The following is a 24354-nucleotide window of genomic DNA, read 5'->3' on the forward strand; positions in this document are numbered from 1 at the left end:
CTACTCCTGACCAGCCAGGCGACGACGGGCAGCCCAACGGAGTGCGCGCCACAGCAGGAATGCCGTCAGCAGCACACTGATGGTGGCCATGACCGCCAGCAGGATCGGGTGCTCGGACAATTGGTACCAGAGCAGCAGCCACCACGGAAGGTGGCCGACGAAGTACTGCTGGCCCACCCAACTGCTATCTACGCCACTGCTGCGGATCAGCGCCACAGAACCGGCAACGGCGTCCATTTTTCCCACGTCGCCCAGGGTGTCGCGCAGCAGTTGGTAATCGGCGTCATCGCTCGCCAGCAAGGCCACGATGCTGCGTTGTGGGTGATGCGGCGACTGCAAGCCAACGATGGCGGCGATCGGTGCCTGGGCGCTGACTTCGATGCGGTTGGCACCCAGGTCGCGTTCATCGCTGAACTGACCGGCGCGGGTCGACTTGCCGCTCTGCTCGTGGGACGGTTTGAGTAGCCAGGCACGCGTCTTGTTCAGCACCAGATTGGCATCGGCACCATCGCCCACGCCCGGCGCCATGGCGCCGAACACCAGCAGATCGACATCCGCCTTGGCGTCGTCCCAGTTGTCCGACAGCCGCAGGCCAAACGCTGGCAGGCCTGAGCGCGCAGAGATTCCGGCGATGGTCTCGAACAGCGTACTCAGTTGCACAGCACTGCTGTGGGTCGGCACCATCACCAGGGTTTGCGACAGGTCAGCCATACGGCTGTATGGAAAACCGCTTCGGGCAAGGGCGCGCAGGTCGGGCATGGCGATGTAGTGATAGTAACCGGACAGGTCGATGGTCGACTCTTCATCAATCACGGCCTGGTTGTTCACCGGCAGCGAAGTCTGGCAACGGTCGCGCTGGGCACTGCCAAAGGTGCTGGCGAAGTTGAAGTCGAAACGCAGGGTGTTACGGTCGCCAATCTTCAGGGCTGGCACCAGCAACTTGTCGCTGTGGTTAGCCGAATCGTTGGACAACACCGCCAGGCGCAGCTCCTCCAGACGGCTGTCGGTCTTGCTTTGCAGCGCCAGGCTGGTGATGAACTGGTTGTTCAGGCTGATGGTCAAGCGCGAATCGTCGTTGACCGACGGTGGCGTGTAACGGAACTTGGTTTGCAGCCCAATCCCTTGGTTACGCCAGACGAACAGGTCAGGCGGCAGATTCACGTCCACCGTGATGGGCCGTGGCTGTAGCCCGTTGGCCTGAAGCTGCTCGGGGTACTTGATCAACTCGGCGAAACGTACCGAGCGGTCCGTGCGCATCCAGTTCGGCGCGTCATAAGGCACCCGAGGCTTGAGCTGCTCGACCTTGTTGACCGTCACGCTCGAGCCTCGGAACGCGCCTGCGCCCAAGGCCAGGGCGCGGGCAGCTACAGTCAGGTCATCTTCATTGCGACCCAATACCAACAACACTTTACTGTAGGGATCCTGCGGGTTGTCGATCATCTGTACAACGGGTGCGTCCACGGCCGGGAACTTGTCTGTGTCAGCCAGGAAGGACGGACGATGATCGTTGGTGGCAAAGACAATGGCCGACTTGGCGCGATGGTGTTCATCAGCGGGCGGCAGCTGGTCGAACAGAACCGGGAACTGCGCACCACGCCAAGCGGCCAGACTGCCGAAATAGGACACCAGGATCCCGGCTGCACGCTGCTCGCCCAAGGTCGGCGCATCGGCCAAGACCACATTCAGGACCGGCTTGTCCTGGCCCCGAGTGTCGAAGAAAGGCATCGGAAAATAGGCCAGGTCGTTCTTGAGTGTGAGTGCCTGCTCCTGCAATTGGATCTGGCTGCTGCGCGCAACGTTCAGCCATAGCGTGCTGTTGGCCGGATCTTCGCAGACATCGGTGTAGTGGCCGACGAACTCCAAGCGTACGCGGTTGAAGTCCGAAATCAGTCGCGGGTCCAGGGCTACCGATTGGTTGACCCTCTTACCCAATTGGTCCTTTTCGATCGGCACAACGCTCATCAGCACGTCGTTGAGATACACACGTAAATGCGAGATCTGTGGCTGCAGCGAAGGCGACGGCGTGTACTCCAGCTGCAGTTTCGCGTCACTGGCAATACGATCACGACGCAGGCTGAACTCGATCTGGTCGCTATTGTGGATGCCCAGCAATAGGCTGTCGGCGGGACGGCCCAGCTGTTCGAAGCTGTACGCGGTGTTCCAGCTCGGTACGTTGCTGACCGCGGCTGGCGCGGCTGGCGCTAGTGCGGTGGCGGCCTGGGCACAAACGGTGGCCAGGAGCGCCAGACTGGCAACAAGGGTTTTGCTGAAGTAGCAGCTCATGGTGCGCTCACTGATCGAGAGTTGAGAGTTGGGGTAACTGCCGGCATGCGCGGCAGAAAACTGGCCAGCCAGCGCAATATTCGCAACGGCGGGCCGGCGATGCGGCGGATCCAGGCAGGCAGGTATTCGTAGAGGCGGTAGTAACCGGTACCGCCAAGTTTGAGAACGTCCACAAAACTGTGCAGCGGGCGATCCGGGGTGAATTTCTCGCCCCAGTTGAGCCACGCGTCGGCGCGGGCAAACGTGCACTGCACAAAATCGACATTCTGTTGTGCATTGAGGCCGGTGAAGCTGATACCAATGAAGTGCTTGTGGCTGCGGCTGATATAGCCCGGGAACACGAATTCACGGGTGCCGCGCTGCATCATCAGCGAGATGCTCCCACCCACCGCCAGCGACTGTGGAGTGTCGAGCTGGATGCCTGCGCCACCGTCGCAATAGTCCTGCAACATGCCTGGATAACAGTGACCATTCTCAAGGCGCACTGCAGCGGGCAACTTGACGTATACCCGGTGGGTCTGGCGAACCTGGCGTACTTCAGCGGCGACCGCCATGGCGCCCCCGATGATCAGCAGGTTGTAGATCACCCAGAGAATACTCACCACAACGGTGACAATCTCGTCGCGAGGGCCGCAGATCAGACGCCAGGCGGCAAAACCCAGGCCGGTAATGTTCAGCAACGCCAGTAGCAGGTACGGCTGGGCGATTTTCCAGTCAAACTGGTTCTGCTCCATCAGGCCGCCCTTGGCGGTGACATTGAACTTGCCTTTGCTGGGGTTAAACAGTGCCACGGTGGTAGGGCGCGCGATGTACCAAGCCAGGACGGTCTCGTACACCTCCCCCCAGAAAGTCCGACGATAGTCGCCCTGCAGCCGCGAGTTGGTGAGGCTTGCGTGGATCATGTGTGGTAGCACGTACAGCAGGATCATCAGCGCCGGGGCGTAGATGATGTAGGCATGCAGGAACAAAAACGCCAGCGGCGCCATCAGAAACACCAAACGCGGCAGGCCGGCCAAAAAGTGCATCATCGCGTTGGCGTAACAGATGCGCTGGAAGAGGGTGAGGCCTTTTCCGAGCAAGGGGTTGTCGGTGCGGAAGATCTGCACCATGCCACGGGCCCAGCGAATGCGCTGGCCGATATGCGCTGACAGGCTTTCGGTCGCCAGGCCAGCCGCTTGCGGCAATTTGATATAGGCCGAGTTCCAGCCGTTGCGGTGCAGGCGTAGCGCCGTGTGGGCGTCTTCGGTAACCGTCTCGACGGCAAATCCGCCAATCGCATCCAGCGCGGTGCGCCGCAGCACCGCGCATGAGCCGCAGAAAAACGCCGCGTTCCACATGTCGTTGCCGTCCTGAATCAACCCGTAGAACAACTCGCCCTCGTTGGGGTGCTCGCGGAATACATTGAGGTTTCGCTCGAAGGGGTCCGGTGACAGGAAATGGTGCGGGGTCTGCACCAGCGCGAGTTTCGGATCACGCAAAAAGCCCCCGGTGGTCATCTGCAGGAAAGAGCGCACAGGTATGTGGTCACAGTCGAAAATGGCGACCAGTTCACCGTTCAGTTGCTTCAGCGCGTGGTTGAGGTTACCGGCCTTGGCGTGACGATTGTCGCTGCGAGTGATGTAGCCCACCCCCACTTCGGCGGCGAACTGGCGGAAACTCTCGCGTCTGCCGTCATCGAGAATGTAGATGTTCAGCTTGTCGGCCGGCCAGTCGATGCCCATGGCCGCGTACACCGTACCTCGCACGATCGACAGGTCTTCGTTGTAGGTCGGGATCAACAGGTCGACGCTCGGCCACAGGCGCGTGTCGCGCGGCAGCGGCGCCGGTTTTCGGCCCAAGGGCCAGCACGTCTGGATGTACCCCAGTATCAGCACTACCCAGGAATAAGTTTCGGCCACCAGCAGGAGCATCCCGCACATCAGGTCCAGGGGCTGGTTCCAGTTCAGGGTCGAGGTGTAGCGCCACCACAGGTAACGGCACGAGACGATAGTCGACAGTACCACCATCAACAACGTCGCAAAGCGGCCCGGAACCCGCCGCACCAGCAGGGCCACGCCCCACAGCAGCAAGACGAATACCAACTGGGAGACGTAGCCGAAGGGCTCGGTGATGCACAGCAACATAAAAACGAAGGCGACGACACCGATGGCCGCGTTGACCAATCGTTGGCTGTGACGGTCCAGGCCTTTCCACCATTGGCTGCTCTGACGAATTTGCTGGCTGGACTCGGCGCGCTGGGGCAACGCTTCCAGCACCTTGCCAAGCCGCGTCCACAGCCGCAGGTACAGCGCTCCGACGCGTTTGAGCCAGGCTGGGGTCGACAGCGTCCACACCCGCGGCCTGGCCGGGCGAACCAGCAGTAGCCAGAGGCTTTGTACCGCATAGCGCAACGGATCGCCCAGGCTCGGCGCCTTGTTGCTCAGTTGTGGATACCAGCGCTTTGGCTGATTGAGCACTGCGCGCCAGTTCGATGACTCCAGACGCAACAACAGCCATGCCAGGGCGTTCATTGTCGCCAGCAGCAACGCAACTGGCGGAGTACAGTCATAGCGCCGACGCAGGTGAGCGTAAGGGAAAATGCGAGCGATCATGCCGTCCCCATGCGTTGGGTCAGGCACCAGGTGGCCAGGCTCAGCACATCCTGGGCAACCAGGCTGGCCTGGGCATAAGCCCCCACCGGCATCTTGAACGCCTGGGCTTCGCGCATCGCTTCATCCTGATGCACGTTGAGAGGCAGCAGGCGGGCACCATATTGTTTGCGCCAGATCAGCAGCAGGTCGCGCTGCAATTGGCTGACCGGGTCGAAGCGGTTGATCAGCAGATGCTCGCGAGGGGCTTCCTCCTGCTGCAACAGCACGTGACAGGCAGCATCCGCCTCGACAATCTGCAGGCGCAACGCACAGGGTCCGACACAAGCATGACCGGGCAGTCGCAAGGGCACATCGAACAGGATCCAGTCAAAGTGCTCGGCAAGGGCGGCCTGTCGGCGGCGCCATAGATTCGGCTCGTTTAGCAGGCGCTGCTCGATGTGGTCCTGCTCTTCCCGTTTCAGGCGGCCGTAAGGCAGCACACTCAATCCCGGTTCCACGGTCCAGGCCTGGGTGTTCCAGCCCTTACCTTCGATCATGGCGCGCGCCCAGCCACCGCGCTCGCCGAAGTTGACACTGAAGTGCAGGCGAAGCAGGTTTTCCGGGCTCATGTCGACCAGCAGCACGCGCTCGCCCAGGCTATGCAATGCATAGCCTGTGGCCGCCAGCAGCGAGCTGGTGCCGACACCGCCGCGCAGACCACGCAGGCTAAGTGCGGTCACGACAGCATCTCCAGTCCGCACTCATGGATCATCGGCAGGGCCGCCGGCTGCTGGCGTTCCATCTCTGCCAGCAGTGGCCAGCGATGCAGGGCCTTTTGCAACTCGATCTGTGCGGAGGTGTCCACGTAGTCCAGTTCGGGCAGCTCAAGCGTCAGTTTCAGGCGGGCGATGTCATCGGCACGATCCGCACGCGACTGCACCCTGGCTTTCACTTGAAGCGCTGTGGGTAAGGCAGCCATTCTGCTTTCTCCTTGATTCGTATGTAGGGTTTCCCGGCGTAGTCAACGACCACCGTGCCAGCGTTTTCGGAGACTGCCGCTGTCTGCGGCAGATTGCTCAGCAGAGCCGACCAGTTGAGACCCTGGCCATCCACCTGGGGCTGGGCGCTATACAAGCGGCTGATGATTTCCGACAGGGCCAGGAAACTGCTCGGATCGGTGATGTGCAGGGGGGCAGAACCGGGGTTATGCCCCATGCCCACCAACTTGATGCCGACCGGCACGAGGGTAATGGACTGGCTCGGGATCTCGCGCATGCCGGCGATCTGCATGCGGTCGCCATGCAGCGCCGCACCATGCTCCGGCACGATCACCACCACTACCCGACGGCCACTGAGTTCCAGTTGTTTGATGAAGCCATTGAGGTCATCGATCAGCCCTTGGGCCAGCTGTTTGTAATCGCTGCTGCTGGTGCCGCCATCAGCGGTCAGCACACGGTTGCCGTCATGCAGTGTGGTGGTGTTGTAGAACAGCGCCACGCGATCGTTCTTTTCTGCTTCGCGGTGCTTCCACCAGGCGTCCAGTACCTGAGCATCGCGCAGGATCGGTGAACCGTCGAAACCCACCAAGGCACGCGGTAATTTTCTGGTACTGATCGCGGGCCCCGGCAATGACCCTTGGGCGCGGACTTCGTCAAGGAAGCCTTCGAACTGCCCAGTGTGGTTGAGCATGACTTCGCTGGAAAAGCCCAGCTTGCTCAGGTCGTCCATCAACCTGCACTGCTCCGGGGCGGTGCCATAGAGCTGCTTGTGCGGAACCTGTCCACAACTGGCGCGCAACAGGCGGATCGCCGCCGGGCCGCTGTAGGAAGTGGCCGAGTTGAAGTTGTCGAAAATAACGTCCATCTGCTGGAACAGCGTGTTATCGCGCAGCCCCACGGTTTCCAGATCATCCCAGGCCATGGAGCAGATATTGATCAGCAACAGGTCGAAGGGCTGCGCTGCAGATGTCGCAGGCTTGAACTCCACCTGCCGTCCAGCCTCGGTGCTATAGAACTTCTGCAGGTAGGCTTCCAGTGTCGCGCTGTCCGGGGGGGCACTGCTCACCGCTGCAATGGGAGCGCCACTGGCCGCCGCCGCGACCGGCTCGTTGCTGGGGCTCAGGGCTAGCACATTCGCGCTGGCCAGCCAGGCTAAACCCAGCACACTCAGAGTGGTCAGGCGCAGCCAGTGCCGGACGAAGGCGTAGACCACCACCAACAGCGCCAGCAGCGCACACAGGTTCCAGTCAATGAAACGACCCATCAGTTCGACCATGTATGCACCGCTGAAATCCAGCACGCCTGGCTGGCTCAGCAGGCGGCTGAAGGGCGGCAGCCAGGTGTCCTGGTAAAACAGCGCAACACCCACGGGGATCGCGATGACTGTGCGCAGGATACGCAGATAACGATGCGGCAACGGCAGCAGCAACGCCGCCGCGAATACCAGGTTGGGCAATACCTGCAAGTTCAGGTAACCCGCCCACAGCAATACGAACTTGAGGATGAAATATAGATTCCAGGGGCCCAGGCCCGGCCAGACGCGCACTGACGCCGGGCTAATGATTTCAAACTGGCTCATTGGGCTCGCTCTGGGCTGGGGCACGACGACGCACACCACGGGATTTCAGGTAACGCGGAGGCAAGAGGCCCTGCACGACAGATAGAAAATGGCGACCGAACCTGATCAGTACCACGATCAGTGCCAGGGTCAGCAGGCTACTGAGGCCAATCACCTGGATCAGCTGGGAATAACTCATGAACAAGGGTCCGTAATGGGCAGTGTGGTGCGTCGAGGCGAATAGGCAACACGGCCGACAGCTTCGGCGGAGCTACTGGCCGTGCGTTCTTCTGCTAGAGCGAACGTGGGAGGCAGCAAGGGCGCCGCGAGGAAGTCCTCGCGCGGCAACGCTTCAACGCCTTGGAGAATCTGGAAACTGCTGAAAAGATCGCGCCAGGCGAGCCGACAGATATTCCCCAATGCGGGTTCCAGTCCGTCCGCGCGACAGCCAAACAGGAACAGATAAAAGGCACCATTGACCACGCAGGCGACGTCACCAAAACGACGCAAGCCGATTTGACTAAAGTACTGCTCGATTTCCAGGCCACCGCGCGGCATCAGCTTGAGCAGTTGGTGGCTGATCTCTCCAGAGGCGCCGTTGTAGACGCGCTCCACCATGCCGATGAATTCCTGGGGCGTTAACAGACCGCGCTCGGGGGGCGGCCGCAGACGTTCGAATAGAGACTGGAAGTTGGTGGTGCGGCTCTGGCGCCAGGTCTGGCCCTGGGCTCTGTCGATGATGCTGAAGAAGTGCGCCAGCGTCGTCCCATAGGGCACGGTGATGTTGGCACCGCAGGACACCAGCAAACGCTCGTCCCGATAACGCAGGCAGGGCTCCATCTCGCGGATGATGATCTTCAGTGCGATACCGCAGCGCTCGCGCAGGGCGTGAATCTGACGAGCCAACGCTTCGACGTGCAGGTTGCTGTCGATGGCCACGATGATACTGGCAGCACGCGCGTGACTGGCTTGCTGGAGCAAGTCCTCGCGGCTCTCGAACAGCCTCCACTGATCCGACAACGGCGGCGAGCCTTCAAGCACAGAACGCTGGGTCAGGTAGATCCGCTGGTCGTCGGTATGGGGCGCTTGCACATTGGCCTGCTCATTGACCGACAGCGCAAACCCGTCCACCAGCAACTCGAGCTCGAACTCCTGCCCACTGCACACGCCCAGTTCGCTGCGCCAGTAGTGCAATTGATAGCGAATACCACCATCACGGCGATAGAGCTGAGCGAGCCCGGAGATCGTATCGTTGAGCCGCAACAAACCGTCATGCAGTTGAGGTGTCTGGCCATGGCTGATCACCAACAGAGAGCATTGGCGTGCGCCCACCCATTGCCTCAGGGACAGACAGCAATGCCGCAGCTGCGGCGCGACTTCGCCCTGCCATGCGCTCCCCGGCAGCATCAACACAATGGTAGTGCCGGCAACCGGAGCAGCACGGGTCAGCTCGCCGACCAGCGATTTGAGGGTCAGGCCAATGTCGTCTTTGTAGATGTCAAACAGCTTCAGCTGACCAGGACCGGTATCTGCCGCCAGTTTCTGGGCCAGGTTCTGACTTGAATGTCCGCAGCACACTAACATCCCTTGCGCATGGGCCGGCATCGCTGCCAGGCACTGGACCGCCAGCGCGGCAGAGTCGCTCGCCTGATCCACTGCCACCCAATAGAGCCCGCCGTCACGTAACAAGATCTGCTCATCGCGCAGATGGCGGATGTCTAATGTGACCTGACTCAAATGAAACTCCCTTTTCCTTTTAATCGGATGCGGCGCGATCAGCACCTTCCCTGGCGTTACAGTTTTTCAACGTGAGTCACGTTTCTGACGACTAGCACAAGCTCTCCGAGCCGGGCTAAGTGTCAGACTTTGTCAGCATGAATAGGATGTTGCACTGCCAAGCAGCCCCATGATGTTCAGGGCGCGAGCTTTCAAAGCAGTATCGAGCGGCTGGAAGAAGACGAAATATCGCTTTCTCCGCCGATCACCTTATGCCTCGGTGACGGCGCGCAATTGTGATGACGTCGGACTGATAGTGTCAATAAATTGTAACGAATTAGCTCAAGTATTGAGCATAAACGGTTTGGGTGATCGTTTCGCCATTTTATTGGCGGGTTGGCCGGGCAGCCTAATTTCAACACGCTGATTTATACGCGGATTTTCGGTGAAAGATGGCGACTGGCCGGCCACAATGCCCAGAACTGCCCTGATCTTCGCTATGACCGTCGAGCATCGACACCAGCCAGATCCCGCTGACGATACGGCGCTTGGCCTATACCGCCGGGTTCAACACCTTGTTGCAACTGCTGGCGATGTCCACGCTGTTCACTGCCACCGTGGTCTTTTTATTCCTGGGTCGCCAAGGCGAGGTCTACGTCGGTGTCGATTACTTGCCGCGTTATTTCCCATCTTGTTGCATCAGGGCCTTGCGTAACTTCCCTGGTGACATGCCAAACATGCTCTGAAAGTGCCGAATAAAATGCGGCGCATCCGCGAAGCCACATTCAAAGGCGATCTCGCCGATCTGGCGATCGGAACTCACCAGCAGCCATCTGCCGAACCTGAGTCGGACCTGGCGGTAGAACTGGGCTGGGCTGTTGTTGGTTTCAGCGACAAACAGGCGTTCCAATTGCCGTTTGCTGGTGCCGACCAGATGCGCAATGGCCTCGATATCCAGGGGTTGGGCCATGTGTTTTTCCATCAACATCACGGCTTCGTGCAATCGACGATTGGATGAACTGGCGTACCCGAGCGCCTTGCGTCGATCGACGAAACTGTTGGACGTGTTCTTTGCCACCGTCATCTGATGCACAACTTTGCCCGCACGATCCGGCCCGCAATGCATGCCGATCAGATGAAGGGCCAGTTCGATCACTGAAACACCGCCCGCGCAGGTAATCCGGTCCCGGTCGATCAGAAAGTCTCTGTTGATGACAAAGCGCAACGTGGGAAACCGGTGCTTCCAGTCATCGCCATGATAGGCGTGGACACACGCCGTTCGCCCGTCCATCAGGCCATGTCGAGCGAGCACGAAGCTGCCGGTGCACAGGCCGATCAACGACACCTGTGCGGCTGCGGCCTGGTGGAGGAACGCGGGATAGGTTTTCGGCACCGCCTCGATGGAATCGAGCAATCCACCAATCACCACGATGTAGTCGAAACGCTCCGGGTCAGCGAGTTCACTGTCGATCGGTACGTCCAGTCCGCTACTGGAAATGACTCTTTGCCCGGGCGTGCCGAGTACTTTCCATTGGCAGCGTATGGGGCGGCTTTGATCACCCGTATCGGCGGCATGCCGCAACGCATCGGTCAGCCCTGACAGCGACAGCAAGGGGAAGCGTGGCCACAACATGATGCCAATGGACAACTCGGCGGTGCCGCGGCGCATGGGTGGATGACGCGCCTGCCCATGATCGAGCCCGTCTACGAGGCTTTCCTGGGATGCCACAGGCTCTGTGCCGCCAGAATGTCGCAAATGTTCAATCATTTGTGCAAAGCATCCAACAAGTTATACCGCCGGTCCCACTACGATGGGCCTATGCGAAACGTTCTGCTGCCACCATAAAAACTATTTAGGAGCATCCGATGAAGACGTCCAAAGTTCAGCGTTTTTCCGGTATTTGTGCCGGTTTTCTGGTGTCCGTGCTGGCTGCGGCACCGGTGTTCGCATTGGAGACAGTAGAGCCTGGCAGCCTGACCATCGCCTTCAGTGGTGATATGCCAGGAACAGGGTATCAAGATAGTCGGATGGTCGGCTATGACGGTGAAATCCTTCAACAAATTTCCGAAAAACTGGGCCTTAAGGTCAAACCGGCATTAATGGAGTGGTCAGGGACGATTGCATCGGTGCAGTCCAAGCGCGTGGATGTCATGGCAGGCACCATGGGCTGGACCGAGCAGCGCTCGAAAATCATGGCCTTGAGCGACCCTATCCACTATTTCAAGAACGGTATCACCCAGACAGACAAGACCAACTGGAACAGCCTCAAGGATTTGCAAGGCAAGAAAGTCGGCACCATCACCGGCTTTTCGTTCATCCCTGAGATGCGCAAGATCGATGGCCTGCAAGTCGCCCTGTACGACACGTCGGATGCGGCCGTTCGCGATCTGCTCGCCGGACGCATCGATGCGGTGATCGGCGACCCACCGGTCATGCAATACGCCATTTCCCGCAATGAGCAATGGCACCTGCATTTCAACGCCTTCGTCGACAACGATCCGAATTTCCCACTGCTGACTGGCTTGGGTCAGGTGGTGTTCGGCTTCAACAAGGCCAGTCCGGAACTGGTGACGGCGGTCAACGCGCAGATTCAGACGCTCTGGAAAAACTGTGAGATGCGCAAGATCGGCGCTCGCTACGGCCTGACCCAGGATGTCTGGTTCATGCCCGAAGGCAAGGACCTGCGCCTGGGCGTCGATCGCCCAGCGGACTGGACGCTGCCCGGCTGTAAATAAGTGTGTGCGGCGATGGGGCGGATTCATGCCAATGCACCGACTCATCGCCATGCCTATAACAAAAAGAGGTTAGCCAAGATGTCGAGCCCGTCTGACACCGCGTTGCTGCGCGTGCACGAATTACACAAGAACTATGGCGATCTGGAAGTGCTCAAGGGCATCAGCCTGGAGTTGAAGCCCGGTGAGACCTTGTCGCTGATTGGCCCAAGCGGGTCTGGAAAGTCCACCTGCCTGCGTTGCATCAATTACCTGGAAAAACCGACTAGTGGCGAGATCTGGCTAGGAGACGAACTGATCGGGCAGGTCAAGGACGGTCAGCGTTTGCGCCTGATGAGTGACCGCGAGATGGCTCCGCAGCGCCGCGAGATCGCCATGGTGTTCCAGTTGTTCTATCTCTGGCCGCACTTGAACGTGCGCGATAACGTCGCGCTCGGTCCCATCAAGGCCCAAGGCATGCCGCGCAAGCAGGCGTATGAGTTGGCCGACGCGATGTTGGAAAAAGTCCATCTGCGGCACAAGGCCGAGTCTTATCCCGAGCAATTGTCGGGTGGTCAGCAGCAGCGGGTCGCCATCGCCCGGGCTTTGGCCCAGCAACCGAAAGTGATTCTGTTCGACGAACCGACCTCGGCGTTGGATCCCGAGTTGGTCGGCGAAGTGTTGGCCGTGATTCGCGAGCTGGCGGAAGAGGGTCGCAGCATGATCATGGTCACCCACGAAGTGAGGTTCGCCCGCGATGTGGCGGATCGGGTGATCTTCATGGACGGCGGACGCATTGTCGAACAGGGGCCGTCGGCGCAAGTGATCGACAACCCTTGTCACGAACGTACCCGCAGTTTTCTTGGGCGCATGGCTGTGGAGAGCGCTTGATGGCGAATCTGGAAACTTTCCTCGGGCTGCTGCCCTTGCTGTTGAAAGGCGCAATGAACGCGCTGGAAATCGCCCTCTGCACCTTGGTGCTGGCCAGCGCTGGCGGTCTGGTGCTGGCAGTTTTACTGACGTTCAGCCGATCGCGACTGGTACACGGCGCCACCGCCTGTTTCATCGAATGGATGCGCAACGTGCCGGCGCTGGCACACCTGTTTCTGATCTACTTTGGGCTGTCCTATCTGGGAATCAATCTGCCCGCGTGGCTGGCGGCCATTGTCGGTTTGAGCCTGGTAGGCAGCGCCGTGTTGGCCGATACTTTCCGAGCTGGCTTGCAATCGCTGCACGTCGGCCAGCATGAATCCGGGCAGGCCATCGGCCTGCACCGTCTGCAAATTCTGCGCTACATCCTCTTGCCCCAGGCCCTGCGTGTTGCGTTGCCGGCTTATGCCAACTATGTCACGCAACTGATCAAGGACACGTCCATCGCCTCGGCCATTGCCGTGCCGGAAATCATGTTCCTGGCACGCAATCTTGTGACATCCACGTTCCAGACCTCGCTGATTTATCTGGCGGTGATGTGCATCTATGCGGCGATGATCCTGCCCATTGGCGTGGGCTTCATCCGACTTGAACGTCATCTGGGGGCGGCGCGATGATCAGTTTTTTCCAGCAATACCCGGAATACTGGAGCGACTGGATCGCGCGCCTGCTACTCGGCGCACGAGTCAGCGCCGAGCTGTCCCTGACAGGCTTCGCCCTGGCGGCGCTGTTGGGCGCGTTACTGGCTTGGGCGATGAAAAGTCCCAGCGTACTGCTCAAGCGTCTGGCGGTGTTCTTCATCCAGGGGATGCGTGCGGTGCCGCTCCTGGCGTTGCTGCTGGCGCTGTATTTCACCTTGCCCAGCCTCGGGCTGACGCTGTCGGGTTACTGGGCCGGAGCCATCGGTTTGGGCTTGCAGGGCTCGGCCTACGTCGCGGAAATCCTGCGCGGTGGACTGGACTCCTTGCATCGTGGCCAACGTGAGGCGGCCATTGCCACCGGCCTGACGCCATTGCAAGCCTTCACCGCAGTGATCTTTCCGCAAGCCATTCGCGGCATGTTGCCGCCGTTGCTTAATGCCTACGTGTCGATTCTGAAGGACAGCTCCCTGTGCGCCTTGATCGCCACCGATGAGTTGATGCTGGCGGCCCGGGCCATCGCGTCCGAATCCTTTTTGCCGATGCATATTTTCCTGCTGGTGGGGCTGTTCTATTTCGTCATCGCTTTCCCTCTTTCTCTGTTATCGCGAGTGCTGGAAGTGCGATTTTCTCGCGGACGCAAAACCATTCGAGGTTGAACACATGAACATCAAGGATCGAACCGCTTCCCACAGCATTGGCCAGTTGCGGCAAGCGCTGGAGTCCGGAGCGCTCACGAGCGAGTCCCTGGTTTGCGCGCAATTGGAGCGGATCGAGCGCTTCAACGGTCAACTCAATGCTTATGTCGAGGCCTATCCCCAGCGTGCGCTCGGTGCCGCCATCGCGGCTGATCGGCAGCGGGCTGCCGGTGTCAACCTGGGGCCATTGCATGGCATTCCGGTTGCGATCAAGGATTTGTTCGAGATCGACGGCAAGGCCATAACCGGTGGTTCGCTGGCACAGAAGCCGCGTATCTCGCGGCTCACCGCCACGGCAGTCCAGCGACTGGAGCGCGCCGGGGCGATCATCATGGGCAAGACCCACACCGTTGAATTTGCTTTCGGGGGATGGGGCACCAATGCTGTGATGGGCACGCCATGGAATCCGTGGGACGCCGACGTGCATCGTGCTCCAGGGGGTTCCAGCAGTGGTTCAGCGGTGGCCGTGGCCGGCGGGTTGGCAAGCGCGGCATTGGGCACCGACACCGGCGGCTCGGTGCGGATTCCCGCAGGTATGTGTGGTCTGGTTGGCCTGAAAACCACGCGTGGGTTGATCAGCCGTCACGGTTTGATTGAGTTGTGCCCATCGCTGGATTCGGTGGGGCCGATTACCCACACCGTCGAAGACGCCGCGTGGATGCTTGACGCGCTGCTGGGGCCGGACCCGCTGGATCCGGTCTCGGCCAAGTCGCCAGTCTTTAGCGCCGCGGCAGGTTTGAATCTTCCGGTGGCCGGTCTGCGCATCTGGGTGCTGCCACAGGCCGAACGCGTACACATCGCGCCTGGCGTATTGGCAGCCTATGACCAAGGGCTTGAGCAATTGGCCGCACTGGGCATGCATCTGGTCGAACAACCGCTACCGACTTCGCTGGAGCAGTGCATGCGCGTTGCCGGTGGCCTCATGAGTGCCGAAGGCTACGCTAGCCTTGGTAGCCTGTTCGAACGCGATGATCTGCGCTTCGATCCTCATGTGCAGCGTCGGGTGCTGAGCGGGCGCGCCATCGACGCGGCGGCTTATATCCATTTGCACAACCAACGACGTGTTGCCCGTCAAGCCATGGACGAAGCCATGTCCAATGTCGATGCCTGTGTGTTTCCGACCAACGCCATTGGCAGTGTGCCGTTGAATCAGGTCGATGAGTACGGTACGCCGCTGGCCTTGCTCGGCCGTTTCGCCAACTTGCTCAATCTCTGTTCAGTGGCGCTGCCGGCGGGCTTCGACGAGCAACGCATGCCGGTCTCGATGCAGATCGTCGGGCGTGCTTTCGCCGAGCCGTTGGTCCTGCGGATCGCCCATGCCTACCAGCAAGTCAGTGATTGGCACCAGCGGCGGCCTGTGGGTTGGGACCTGTCGGACAGAGTGGTGGCGTAATGGAAATCTGTGTCGTCGGCGCTGGAATCGTTGGCTTGAGCAGTGCCTGGTTTTTACACAAGGCCGGTCATAACGTCACCGTTATCGATCGTGCGGGGGAGGCAGGCATGGGAGCCAGTGCTGCCAATGGAGCGCAATTGAGTTACAGCTATGTGCAACCGCTGGCTGATCCCTCTTTGTTACCGGGCATTCCGAAGATGCTGTTGGCGCGCAACGGACCGCTGAAGTTTTCGCCGCAATGGAGCGTGGAGCAATGGCGCTGGTGTGTGGAGTTTCTCGCGGCCTGCCGTACGTCCATTTCGCGTCAGACCACTGTCGAGCTGCTGGAACTGGCGCATGAAAGTCGGCTGGCGCTGGACGCCTTCATCAGTCAGGAAAAGGTGCAGTGCGATTTCGCCCGTACCGGAAAACTGGTTCTGTACCCCGATGCTGAAAGCCTGCGCAAGGCCGGCGAGCAGGTGCAGTTCCAGGCCGCCCAAGGCGCCAGGCAACAAAAAATCGTCAGCCCCGCCGAAGCCTTGTCGATCGAGCCTGCACTTGAGGGCTACAAGAAGGCGTTTCACGGCGCGATCCATACCGACAGCGAATGCGCGGTCGATGGGCGCAAGCTTTGTCAGGAGCTTGCGAGGTTATTGAGCAAGCAGGGTGTGCGTTTTCTGTTCGACAGTGAGGTTGCCGCCTTCCGACGTGAACGCGGGCGCATCACCGCGTTGGAGATTCACCACGCCATCGAAGGCCCTGGTCTTTTAGGGACGCAAGCGGTCGTGCTGGCGGCTGGTGCTTACAGTGCGGGGTTGTTATCAGCGTTCGGTGTGCGCATGCCGGTCTACCCGCTCAAGGGATACAGCATTACGTTGCCGATCACTGATTCGATGAATGCACCGACGGTCAGCGTGACTGACATGCGGCGTAAAACAGTGTTCGCCCGGATCGGTGATCGCTTGCGCGTCGCGGGGATGCTCGAGTTGTGTGGGCTGGACGCATCGATTCCCGTTAAGCGTATCGAACAACTGAAAGCCTCGACGCAGGCATTGTTCGGTCCGGGATGGAACGCCGATGATTGTCAGCCCTGGACCGGTTGGCGTCCGGCGACCCCCACCGGGCGGCCGATTCTGGCCGTCAGTGGTTGTGAGAACCTGTACGTCAATTGCGGCCAGGGTGCGCTGGGCATGACCTTGGCATTCGGTAGTGCCCAGCGTCTGGTCCGGTTGATCGACGGCACCGCGCCTTAACTCTCTCAATTCAGGGAATAAACCCGATGGCAACGATTCAACGTTTTCAGAGCAGCGTGCGGATGTCCGGTGTGGTCAGTCACGGCGACCTGCTTTACCTCTCCGGCCAAGTGCCCACTGATCTGCAGGTTGGCATCGAGGAGCAGACGCAGCAGGTGCTGGCTAAGATAGAAGCCTTGTTGTCGCTGGCGGGCAGCGACAAGGGCCAGCTTTTGAGCGCACAGATCTGGCTCAAGGACATTGATCGTGACTTCGCCCTGATGAATTCGGTGTGGGACGCCTGGCTGCCAGCGGATAGTGCTCCGGCACGGGCCACTGTTCAGGCACGTCTGGCGCGGCCTGAGGTGCTGGTGGAGATCATGGTTATCGCCGTGAAACCTGCTTCTGGTGTTTGAGAAGGTTCAGGCGTTCATCACCTGGTTGGCTGCAAACCCGTTGGTTGGCGATGTGATTCCCGGCTGCGGTGGGTTGCGCAAGGTGCGCTGGTCTTGTGGCGGGATGTGTAAGCGTGGTGGTACGCGGGTTATCTACTACAACGCGCTTCCTGAAGGCCACATCTGGTTGCTGATAGCCTACGCCAAGGCGAAGTTCGACAACCTGCCGACCGCCTTCCTGAATCAATTGAAAGAGGAGATCAGCAATGGATCATGAAATGGAGAACTTTCAAAAAGACTTGTTGGCTTCGGTACGCCAAATGAAAGCTGGCAAGGCGGCACGCACAACCGAGGTGACGCTTTCGGCTGCAGCTGAGGCCAGGGCTAAAGTCGGTGTATCTCAAAGTGCATTTGCCGAGCTGCTGGGAGTCAGCCTGCGTACATTGCAGGATTGGGAGCAAGGTCGTCGGCGACCTGCCGGTGCGGCACAAACCCTATTAAGGGTTGCAAGCCAGCACCCAGAAGCACTGCGAGACCTTCAAGCCATCTGACGTTTAATTACGTCGAGCCGTGAATTCCAGGCACAAAAAAAGACGTCCGTGGACGTCTTTAGATGATGAAGTGGTGGAGCCGGGGGGATTCTAAAACACTATATAACTATCTGTTTTAAATGGCCTTATATTAAGGCTAAGACGTGCGTGCCCCTATATATGCCCCCGCACGCGTATTTCCGACGAGCGGCCATTTAAGGAGTTGAACTGGCGTCCTGATTATCGTTTTTTTGGCAGCGCTAGAGCCCGTCAACCACCGAGGGGAATGGTATTGGTCGTGGATAGGATGGTATCGGTTATATGGCGATCTGGGCGCTGGATAGCTGTTGGGCCATCCCGTTGGGTTTTTTAGGCGGTAACGCACCATGGGCTCATTTAGGGCAATCTGAGCTGAGGTGCGGTATGAGACACTCGATGGTTACCTGCCACAACTGTGGCAAAGCGATGGTTCCGAGAACGACATATAGTCGCGGCTTTTGGGGCTATTCACCTTCGTCGAATCACTGCCCCTTTTGCCTGAGTGAGAACTGGCATGGCGGAAATCCTGGGTTAGGGGCTCGACTGTTCGCTTTGGTTGGCCTAGCTCTAGGTGTTCTGGTCTGCGTGTTGGTAGGCGCGTTTCTATTCAAAGTGCAGTGGTGGCTTAATGTCGAGGGGCAATGGCCTCTATTGACGCTGGGCACATATGCTCTGTCGGTTAGCGTGGGATACCGTTTTTACAACTGGTTTGTGGATTGCTGACAGCTGGTCATCATGCTGCGTGGAAGACAGTTATCGACCAAAAGCGGGCTGGCAGAATTGTTTGCGCACTAGAGATGGAGGGGTACGCATCCATGGTGCGATTCATTTCTTATTGCAGCTTGCAGGTAGCGATGAAGACCGCAGTACGAACCAGTCACATCACCACTATCGATTTATTTACCTCGCACGTGTAAACTAAAACTTTGCCAGAATTGCAGTGGAAGAAATTATTGCTATGCTTAAAGATGCTGAGATTCGAAACGCGCTAGTGCAGCATCTAAATGGTAGGTTTCCTCGGCCGAGCCATATATTGCAAGAGCTTCATGTTCACAATGGAAATGCTATTGCAGACGTTGTCGCATTTTATAAACAAATGCATTGCTATGAGATCAAAGGCGAAACCGATAGTATTCAGCGAATAATAAAACAAGCGGAAATATTCTCTCACTCTTTTCCCAAGCTGACATTAGTGCTGACTACCAAACATATACGCTGGGCGCTGCGAAATCTCCCCGAATACTGGGGCGTACTGGTTGCAATTGATAAGGGCGACCGAGTCATATTTAAGTATGAGCGCAAAGCAACCAATAACCCTGACTTCGTTACCGACAAGGCACTCATGATGCTTTGGCGTCAAGAGCTTCTTGACGTTTCCGACAAAATGGGAGTGTTCCAGAAGAAATCTGGCAATCGGAATGATTTCGCAAAGACCCTAGGGTCTATCGTTACTAAGAGCGACGCCTTGGCACAAATCCAAAGCGCCATCCTAAAGCGCACTAACGTTTCCTTACGACAAACGTGATGTGAGCTGCGAGGGTTGCTTTGATCCAGCTGCCCGGTGAGCCCCCCTTCTTGGGGCGTCGTGCGCTCAGATGACTTCTGGTGTGTATATACTTGTCACCATCTGAATAACCAGCGCCGCGAAAGTATGGCTTATTCACAATATTATCTGCAATGTCAAAATATTGGCCATACCCCTTGGCATGCCCTTGAAATTGCCCTCCGCGCTCAGCATAAAACTCTCCCTTCGTCGTGTAAAAGACTTTTGGGGCCATAAACTTAGGCATTAATTCGACAGGTAAATCCGACTCTGAGAACTCAGGGCTAACTACTCCATAGTCTCCGTAATTTATTCCTGAAAGCTCTGGAATGGACGCCAGCTTCTGCCAGAGCTTGTCCTCTAACCTTTCAACTATCATAGTGGTTTTGGTTTTCATTAGTTTCGTAATATTTGCAGGAATCACCGATCCAACAACTATGTAGTGACTAATCGAAAATTGCTGAATGCATTGGTTGTAAAATTTTTCAATTGAAGCTTTAAAGTCATCAACGTCCCCCTGCTTCTCAAGCATCCTACAATCGAAAATGAGATAGGTGATCTCCACGCCTGCCTCAGCTGCCTCAGATAGAATCTTAGCCAGTTTCGGCTTAAGTAAGTTGAAACTCTGAAAATCCTCGGTTTGCAGTCGAATGCCTAGTTTTTTGCATTTTTGCTTGCAGTATTCGATGGCTGCGACGTTGTGATCCGGCGCTCGATCGAAAGCAACAACAGGTATAATGTTGTAAGCCTCAAGCTTGCCTAGAATGTATCTGTATTGCTGGATACCGCCTAAAAGCACGCTGTCGTCAAGATCGTAATTATCTATGAAGAATTTTAGGTTTGGGATTTTCTTTGAATGAGCAGCTAATTGCTTCTCGCCCTTGCTCAACCTATTCAGTATGTCCAGCTCAGTATCCTGCTTTTTCTCTTTAGGTATATCAAAGAGTGGCAGCGTAAATTTCTGGATGTCAGGATATATCGAAAATACCGCCTGTATCTCGTTTTGCTTAAACTTCAAGAAAGGTGCGTAATTATACATCGGCAAACCCCAAAAGTTTTTTGACGTCCACTGTGCGATGGCGGCTGGGATAGAGTTTGTAGTCTTTAGCAGCAAATCTTATTAAACCCGCAACAACATCCGGATGAACACCTAGGCTCGCACACGTTTTTTCTAACTGGAAGTCGCTGTGACGATTTTCGTATAAAACACGCCACTCACGGCGCGGCACAAAGATATCCCTGGCAAATGTGTTTGCCTCTGCTTCTATATCCTGTGTTATAGATTCGTCTAAGTCATCTACGATTGGAATATCAAGCCGATCATCATGAAGGCACAGATGTGCAAGTTCATGTACAAGTGTGAACCAAAAGTTGTCGTAGCGATTGTATCGAAGCGTAATTCCAATCATTGGTCGGGAGTCTGCTAACTTGAGTGCGCAGCCATCCATTTTCATCGAGGTATAGCCTGGCTGAATCACCAATATAACGCCGTAATGTTCGGCCAGAATATCAGGTAGCCTAACAATATTCTCTGGCTCTAAACTTAATTTAGTTATGTTGCTGATATCGTCCTGAGAAATACCTTTGTATCTCATGTCCATCATGAGTGATAGCCGCTTTGCTTTCGTGATAGACGACGAAAGCCAAGCGTGGATTTTTGTTTCATGTGCTTTAGGGTTCTTTCTATATAGAACACCAGCCACCTCAGTAGATTGAAGCGCGAGCATGGCCAAATACTCTTGTCTCGACATATTCGCCGATTTTCGCGAGTCGATATCTTTACCTGACAGCTCCTCGCTGAATCGCTTGAATGCCTCAAACAACGGTTGAGGCGACATTTCAGAGCTTGGGATGATGGGGGCGTCATCCCAAGGAGAGAAATTGTCTTCACTCATCACGCAGCTCCTTGCGCTATTGACCGGGCTACTGGCTCTGAGGCTTCAAAGTACCGAAGATTCTGATAACCGTCATCCACGCCATAATCCGTCATTTGCAGGCCTCGGTAATAACCTTCTGACGACGGTAGAGAATGAAGCGAGAATCCAGGGCGATATCCTAGAACGTCAATCGAATAGTTTATTGCGTGAACCAGCAACTTCGTACCGACTCCATCGAAGCGACGGGCATAGCCGTTCCGCCGCCGATTCCAGTATGCAACGGCAAGATAATCGACGTAGAAGATCCCCGCATTATCCACCCGACTTTCTTTTGGATGCTTGATTATACATGCAGCCTGAACTTTGCCGTCCGCCTTCAAATAAAACCAAAAATATTCAGCAGAAGTACACTGCTGGGCTTTTTGAGCCCACGCCCAGTGAAAGTCATTTAACTGATAGGCATCAAGCAGCCCACTCCATTTAGCTGGATCGTCCAAAGCACCCGGATTCTCGGCTATCAGCTGCCCGAAAACCCTAGCCTTCTCCTCTCCCCAGTCCACGTCGACGCTGACCGTCGTGCGAAGATCAATGCCATCGGAGATTGTGTAAGGTATGTCGTTACCAGTGTGGAGGCATCTCAATGTTTGCATGCGGCCCTGCGTCCTTGAATGGCTCTTTAAGTGAATATAGCAAATTGCCAGCGTGATGGAGATTTTCGATTCCGACTTATCTGCTCATCTATCGCATCACTGCCATCTTCATCGGCACAGCAGTTCAAGCAGAGCTCGCTTGGCTAGATTGCGTCGCCCCCCTCAATCAGCAGATGAAGGATTCCCGCCTCTTTGCAAACCTAAGCACCTGACGCTCTGCTCCATCACAACCCAAGCCGACTTTTTAGCCTTTCAAACCAGGTCGTGGCCTTAGGCTCAGCCTGAGAATCTGCCCATTCCGGCTGGCCTACGTCCTCGCTCTTTGCCCTAGCTGCTTGGTGCAGTGCCTTCGCTTGAATGTCTCGCTTGCGAACTGCATCGATCACTTCTTGGGACATATCGCTAGCCCATACAACCCGACCTGATCGCACCCAATAGTGCGATCGGCAGCGGAACGACCAATTACCTATCGAGGGTCTCAGCGATACCGTTTCACCATCAAAAGACATCTGCCAGTCAGTCGGAGAGAACGGCGTTATCACCTTGCTTTCGCATCCACACGCACACAGATGCACAGCAGTAGCAAACTCCATGGCCAGGTAAAGCTCACCTGGCTTGAGCTTCTCCGGGAAATGCTCAACAAACTGCGGATTGAGTCGACTAATTGTCATGGCCTCGCCTCACTGTTGCCCATTTCGTTCAGGTTGGTCGAGTACGTAATGTGGTCGGCCTGACTGTTATCGGAGTAGAAGCCACAGAGCCGCTTCCACATCCCTACTGCCAGCATCGCATTAAGGGCGTTCAGATCGGCAATTTGTATGTTTGAACGGTAGATGTCTTCCGCATCATTATCGGTCAGTGGCATCGTACGGTCAGCGTGATCATGGTGCTCCGAGGTGAGAGTGGTCACCCGGCACGTACCCCAAACCTGCTGCGTCTCGTTAACCAGGTGCACGCCCATGCCAACATCGATCAGCGAGGTTTGCGTCCCCCTGAGCACCTTCACGACCAGCTCGCGCGCCTTGGTGTTATCGACGCAAAGGAAAACGTAGTCGAAGGTACGAAGCTCCCCCACGTTGTCCGCAGTGATCATGCAAGGATGCGGAATGATATGGCGATGCATAGCACTAAATACCTCATGCAAGTACTCCACCTTCTTCATGCCTCGCTCCAATACAGCGAACGGTACCGCCCCAGGAAAACGGAACGCATTGTGCTGCTGTAAGGCATCGCCGTCATACATGTGGATCTCAGCCACTGGCGTCTTCGATACCTGATCCACTATGTACGCGCCAGTGCCACCCAATCCCACAATCGCAATTTTCAGCCGCTTGAATTTCTCTGTAGGCATACCGATCCCAGCACGTGCAGAAGCCGTATCGGTATATGTGAACACCGACTCCTCAGTGTCCGACCGGATAGGCGAGAACGTTTTCGCGGTGGTGTCCTTGTCGAGAGCATTAGCTGGACCACACAGCATCGCCACGTACAACGACACCTTCTCGTAGTAGTCGACGTAATTGCCAGTGCGCGGCTTAGCTGAGAAGTAGTGGTTCACCGTCAACTCAGGCAGCAGTTGGTTCGGATTGCTATTGTTGATGATCTGCTCAAGTGGCCTCCCCTGTGAATCACAGGGGGTTTCGCCAATGAAATGTGCTGTGTGATCGTTCGGGCGCTCTGCAACATCCGCTGTCAGATCGAGCATCACAACCAGCACGCCTTTGCAGACCTGGCGCTGTGAATTCACATAGGGTACGTCTCGAACCAGCAGGTAAGACCCTATGATTTCCAGGTTGTACCCTTCGTTGCGCAAGCGCAGGAGATGCGGACTACGACTTATCAGTTGGTGTGACATTGAAGTGCATCCCTTTCTTGATACGGACGATCTGGCCGTCAACCAGGTTGGTAAGCGAGTTGCCTTCGAAGCCCTTGGCGTAGGTCACCGTGAACTGCGCATTGGGTGCCGGCACCGCGTCCGGGTAAGCGAGGCGTACCACTTCCCAATAGCTGAGGTAGCGGGAGTGGACGTAGGTGGGCAGGGTGTTCACGAAGACCTTGATGTTGATCTCCACGGCAGCGAAGTGCTCCACCCCAGGGCGAGTCAGATCGAACAGGTCATGGTCTTCAATCAGCTCATCGTCCTTGCCCGGAATCACCAGATAGACCTCATGTTTATGAGCGTCGACGCCAGCGAGTTGCTTGAGTGTGCGACCAGAGATGCGCTGGCCACCCCAGTCATGCGAACGGCCATCAATGAAGAAGCGGAACGAGCGGTCGCTCTTGAACGCTAAGAATTTCTCGACACCCGCCTGACGCAAATCCGTCGTCTCACTTGGACTGAGCAGCTCCAGGTGACCATTGGCGTACATCTGAAAGAGCAGGTGCTCATCCATTGGGCGCAGCCCTGCTACTTCCAGAATCTGTTGCCCGGTTGGGACCGGATCCGAGATAACCAAAGACTGGTACTCCAGCCCCTCGTTACCCACCTGGATTTTGTATGGCCCGTGCTCACGTACTTCGCGACCAGCCAATACAGCGGCGGACACGTCCTCTACGTCGAGATCGTTTAACTGCGTCATGGTAAAGCCCTCATATAGGAACCAAATGGTTTGT

24 protein-coding genes and 1 pseudogene are annotated in these 24354 nt (G+C 57.1%); 10 read left to right on the forward strand and 15 right to left on the reverse strand.

Annotation, left to right across the window (positions count from 1 at the left end):
• The 9 genes and pseudogenes from bcsB to HU749_RS04850 form a co-directional block, all read right to left on the reverse strand.
• Window positions 1-2283, reverse strand: a complete 2283-nt coding sequence (gene bcsB / locus HU749_RS04815) for a cellulose biosynthesis cyclic di-GMP-binding regulatory protein BcsB (RefSeq protein WP_186650511.1) — start codon at window positions 2281-2283, stop codon at window positions 1-3.
• Window positions 2280-4874 carry a UDP-forming cellulose synthase catalytic subunit gene (bcsA, locus tag HU749_RS04820; protein WP_186650513.1) on the reverse strand — a complete coding sequence of 865 codons (2595 nt, stop codon included), beginning with the start codon at window positions 4872-4874 and terminating at the stop codon, window positions 2280-2282. Before bcsA ends, bcsB begins: the two co-directional genes overlap by 4 nt.
• Window positions 4871-5593 carry a cellulose biosynthesis protein BcsQ gene (gene bcsQ / locus HU749_RS04825; protein WP_186650515.1) on the reverse strand — a complete coding sequence of 241 codons (723 nt, stop codon included), beginning with the start codon at window positions 5591-5593 and terminating at the stop codon, window positions 4871-4873. Before bcsQ ends, bcsA begins: the two co-directional genes overlap by 4 nt.
• Window positions 5590-5832: a cellulose biosynthesis protein BcsR gene (bcsR, locus tag HU749_RS04830; RefSeq protein WP_186650517.1), complete on the reverse strand. Its 243-nt coding sequence runs from the start codon at window positions 5830-5832 to the stop codon at window positions 5590-5592. The genes bcsQ and bcsR overlap by 4 nt, the downstream gene beginning before the upstream one ends.
• On the reverse strand, window positions 5802-7430 hold the full coding sequence (gene bcsG, locus HU749_RS04835) for a cellulose biosynthesis protein BcsG (protein ID WP_079301732.1): 1629 nt from the start codon (window positions 7428-7430) through the stop codon (window positions 5802-5804). The genes bcsR and bcsG overlap by 31 nt, the downstream gene beginning before the upstream one ends.
• Window positions 7417-7608 (reverse strand): cellulose biosynthesis protein BcsF, encoded by a 192-nt coding sequence (gene bcsF / locus HU749_RS04840; protein ID WP_018612952.1) that lies wholly within the window; start codon window positions 7606-7608, stop codon window positions 7417-7419. Before bcsF ends, bcsG begins: the two co-directional genes overlap by 14 nt.
• Complete coding sequence (locus HU749_RS04845) at window positions 7605-9191, reverse strand: BcsE family c-di-GMP-binding protein (protein WP_225919129.1); 1587 nt, start codon at window positions 9189-9191, stop codon at window positions 7605-7607. Before HU749_RS04845 ends, bcsF begins: the two co-directional genes overlap by 4 nt.
• Window positions 9192-9553: 362 nt before the next feature.
• Window positions 9554-9648, reverse strand: a pseudogene (locus tag HU749_RS29550) (LysR family transcriptional regulator); the annotation flags it as partial.
• A 156-nt stretch (window positions 9649-9804) separates the two neighbouring features.
• Complete coding sequence (locus tag HU749_RS04850) at window positions 9805-10893, reverse strand: GlxA family transcriptional regulator (protein ID WP_186650519.1); 1089 nt, start codon at window positions 10891-10893, stop codon at window positions 9805-9807.
• A gap of 98 nt (window positions 10894-10991) precedes the next feature.
• Between HU749_RS04850 and HU749_RS04855 the strand changes: the two genes are divergently transcribed.
• The 10 genes from HU749_RS04855 to HU749_RS04900 all read left to right on the forward strand — a co-directional run bounded on the left by HU749_RS04855 (window position 10992) and on the right by HU749_RS04900 (window position 19196).
• Entirely contained in the window at window positions 10992-11861 is an 870-nt protein-coding gene (locus HU749_RS04855; protein WP_079301735.1) for a substrate-binding periplasmic protein, read from the forward strand.
• Window positions 11862-11939: 78 nt separating this feature from the next.
• Window positions 11940-12728 carry an amino acid ABC transporter ATP-binding protein gene (locus HU749_RS04860; RefSeq protein WP_014336530.1) on the forward strand — a complete coding sequence of 263 codons (789 nt, stop codon included), beginning with the start codon at window positions 11940-11942 and terminating at the stop codon, window positions 12726-12728.
• Entirely contained in the window at window positions 12728-13384 is a 657-nt protein-coding gene (locus HU749_RS04865) for an amino acid ABC transporter permease (protein ID WP_186650521.1), read from the forward strand. The genes HU749_RS04860 and HU749_RS04865 overlap by 1 nt, the downstream gene beginning before the upstream one ends.
• On the forward strand, window positions 13381-14064 hold the full coding sequence (locus HU749_RS04870; RefSeq protein WP_014336532.1) for an amino acid ABC transporter permease: 684 nt from the start codon (window positions 13381-13383) through the stop codon (window positions 14062-14064). Before HU749_RS04865 ends, HU749_RS04870 begins: the two co-directional genes overlap by 4 nt.
• A 4-nt stretch (window positions 14065-14068) precedes the next feature.
• Window positions 14069-15496: an amidase gene (locus HU749_RS04875; protein ID WP_079301737.1), complete on the forward strand. Its 1428-nt coding sequence runs from the start codon at window positions 14069-14071 to the stop codon at window positions 15494-15496.
• Window positions 15496-16728: a D-amino acid dehydrogenase gene (locus HU749_RS04880; protein WP_186650523.1), complete on the forward strand. Its 1233-nt coding sequence runs from the start codon at window positions 15496-15498 to the stop codon at window positions 16726-16728. The genes HU749_RS04875 and HU749_RS04880 overlap by 1 nt, the downstream gene beginning before the upstream one ends.
• A 26-nt stretch (window positions 16729-16754) precedes the next feature.
• The gene (locus tag HU749_RS04885) at window positions 16755-17123 is read left to right on the forward strand and encodes a RidA family protein (RefSeq protein WP_014336535.1); all 369 of its coding nucleotides are present in this window, start codon (window positions 16755-16757) and stop codon (window positions 17121-17123) included.
• Complete coding sequence (locus tag HU749_RS04890) at window positions 17116-17379, forward strand: transcriptional regulator (protein ID WP_202888911.1); 264 nt, start codon at window positions 17116-17118, stop codon at window positions 17377-17379. The genes HU749_RS04885 and HU749_RS04890 overlap by 8 nt, the downstream gene beginning before the upstream one ends.
• On the forward strand, window positions 17369-17653 hold the full coding sequence (locus tag HU749_RS04895; RefSeq protein ID WP_053178128.1) for a helix-turn-helix domain-containing protein: 285 nt from the start codon (window positions 17369-17371) through the stop codon (window positions 17651-17653). Before HU749_RS04890 ends, HU749_RS04895 begins: the two co-directional genes overlap by 11 nt.
• A gap of 958 nt (window positions 17654-18611) precedes the next feature.
• Window positions 18612-19196: a sce7726 family protein gene (locus HU749_RS04900; protein ID WP_225919130.1), complete on the forward strand. Its 585-nt coding sequence runs from the start codon at window positions 18612-18614 to the stop codon at window positions 19194-19196.
• On the opposite strand, the gene HU749_RS04905 is transcribed toward HU749_RS04900, so the two are convergent.
• From HU749_RS04905 to HU749_RS04930, 6 genes are all read right to left on the reverse strand, one after another.
• A complete protein-coding gene (locus HU749_RS04905; protein ID WP_186650525.1) occupies window positions 19171-20253 on the reverse strand; it encodes a beta family protein in 1083 nt (360 codons plus the stop codon). The two genes, HU749_RS04900 and HU749_RS04905, sit on opposite strands and share 26 nt — an antisense overlap.
• A complete protein-coding gene (locus HU749_RS04910; RefSeq protein ID WP_186650527.1) occupies window positions 20246-21109 on the reverse strand; it encodes an ImmA/IrrE family metallo-endopeptidase in 864 nt (287 codons plus the stop codon). Before HU749_RS04910 ends, HU749_RS04905 begins: the two co-directional genes overlap by 8 nt.
• Window positions 21109-21741: a hypothetical protein gene (locus HU749_RS04915; RefSeq protein WP_186650529.1), complete on the reverse strand. Its 633-nt coding sequence runs from the start codon at window positions 21739-21741 to the stop codon at window positions 21109-21111. Before HU749_RS04915 ends, HU749_RS04910 begins: the two co-directional genes overlap by 1 nt.
• 224 nt (window positions 21742-21965) lie before the next feature.
• The gene (locus HU749_RS04920) at window positions 21966-22412 is read right to left on the reverse strand and encodes a ubiquitination-like system serine protease family protein (RefSeq protein WP_186650531.1); all 447 of its coding nucleotides are present in this window, start codon (window positions 22410-22412) and stop codon (window positions 21966-21968) included.
• Window positions 22409-23596, reverse strand: coding sequence for a ThiF family adenylyltransferase (locus HU749_RS04925; protein ID WP_186650533.1), 1188 nt, complete (start codon window positions 23594-23596; stop codon window positions 22409-22411). The genes HU749_RS04920 and HU749_RS04925 overlap by 4 nt, the downstream gene beginning before the upstream one ends.
• Window positions 23571-24320 (reverse strand): multiubiquitin domain-containing protein, encoded by a 750-nt coding sequence (locus tag HU749_RS04930; protein ID WP_186650535.1) that lies wholly within the window; start codon window positions 24318-24320, stop codon window positions 23571-23573. The genes HU749_RS04925 and HU749_RS04930 overlap by 26 nt, the downstream gene beginning before the upstream one ends.
• Between the last annotated feature and the right edge of the window lie 34 nt (window positions 24321-24354).

This window comes from Pseudomonas ogarae (assembly GCF_014268695.2).
Classification (GTDB): Bacteria; Pseudomonadota; Gammaproteobacteria; order Pseudomonadales; family Pseudomonadaceae; genus Aquipseudomonas; species Aquipseudomonas kilonensis.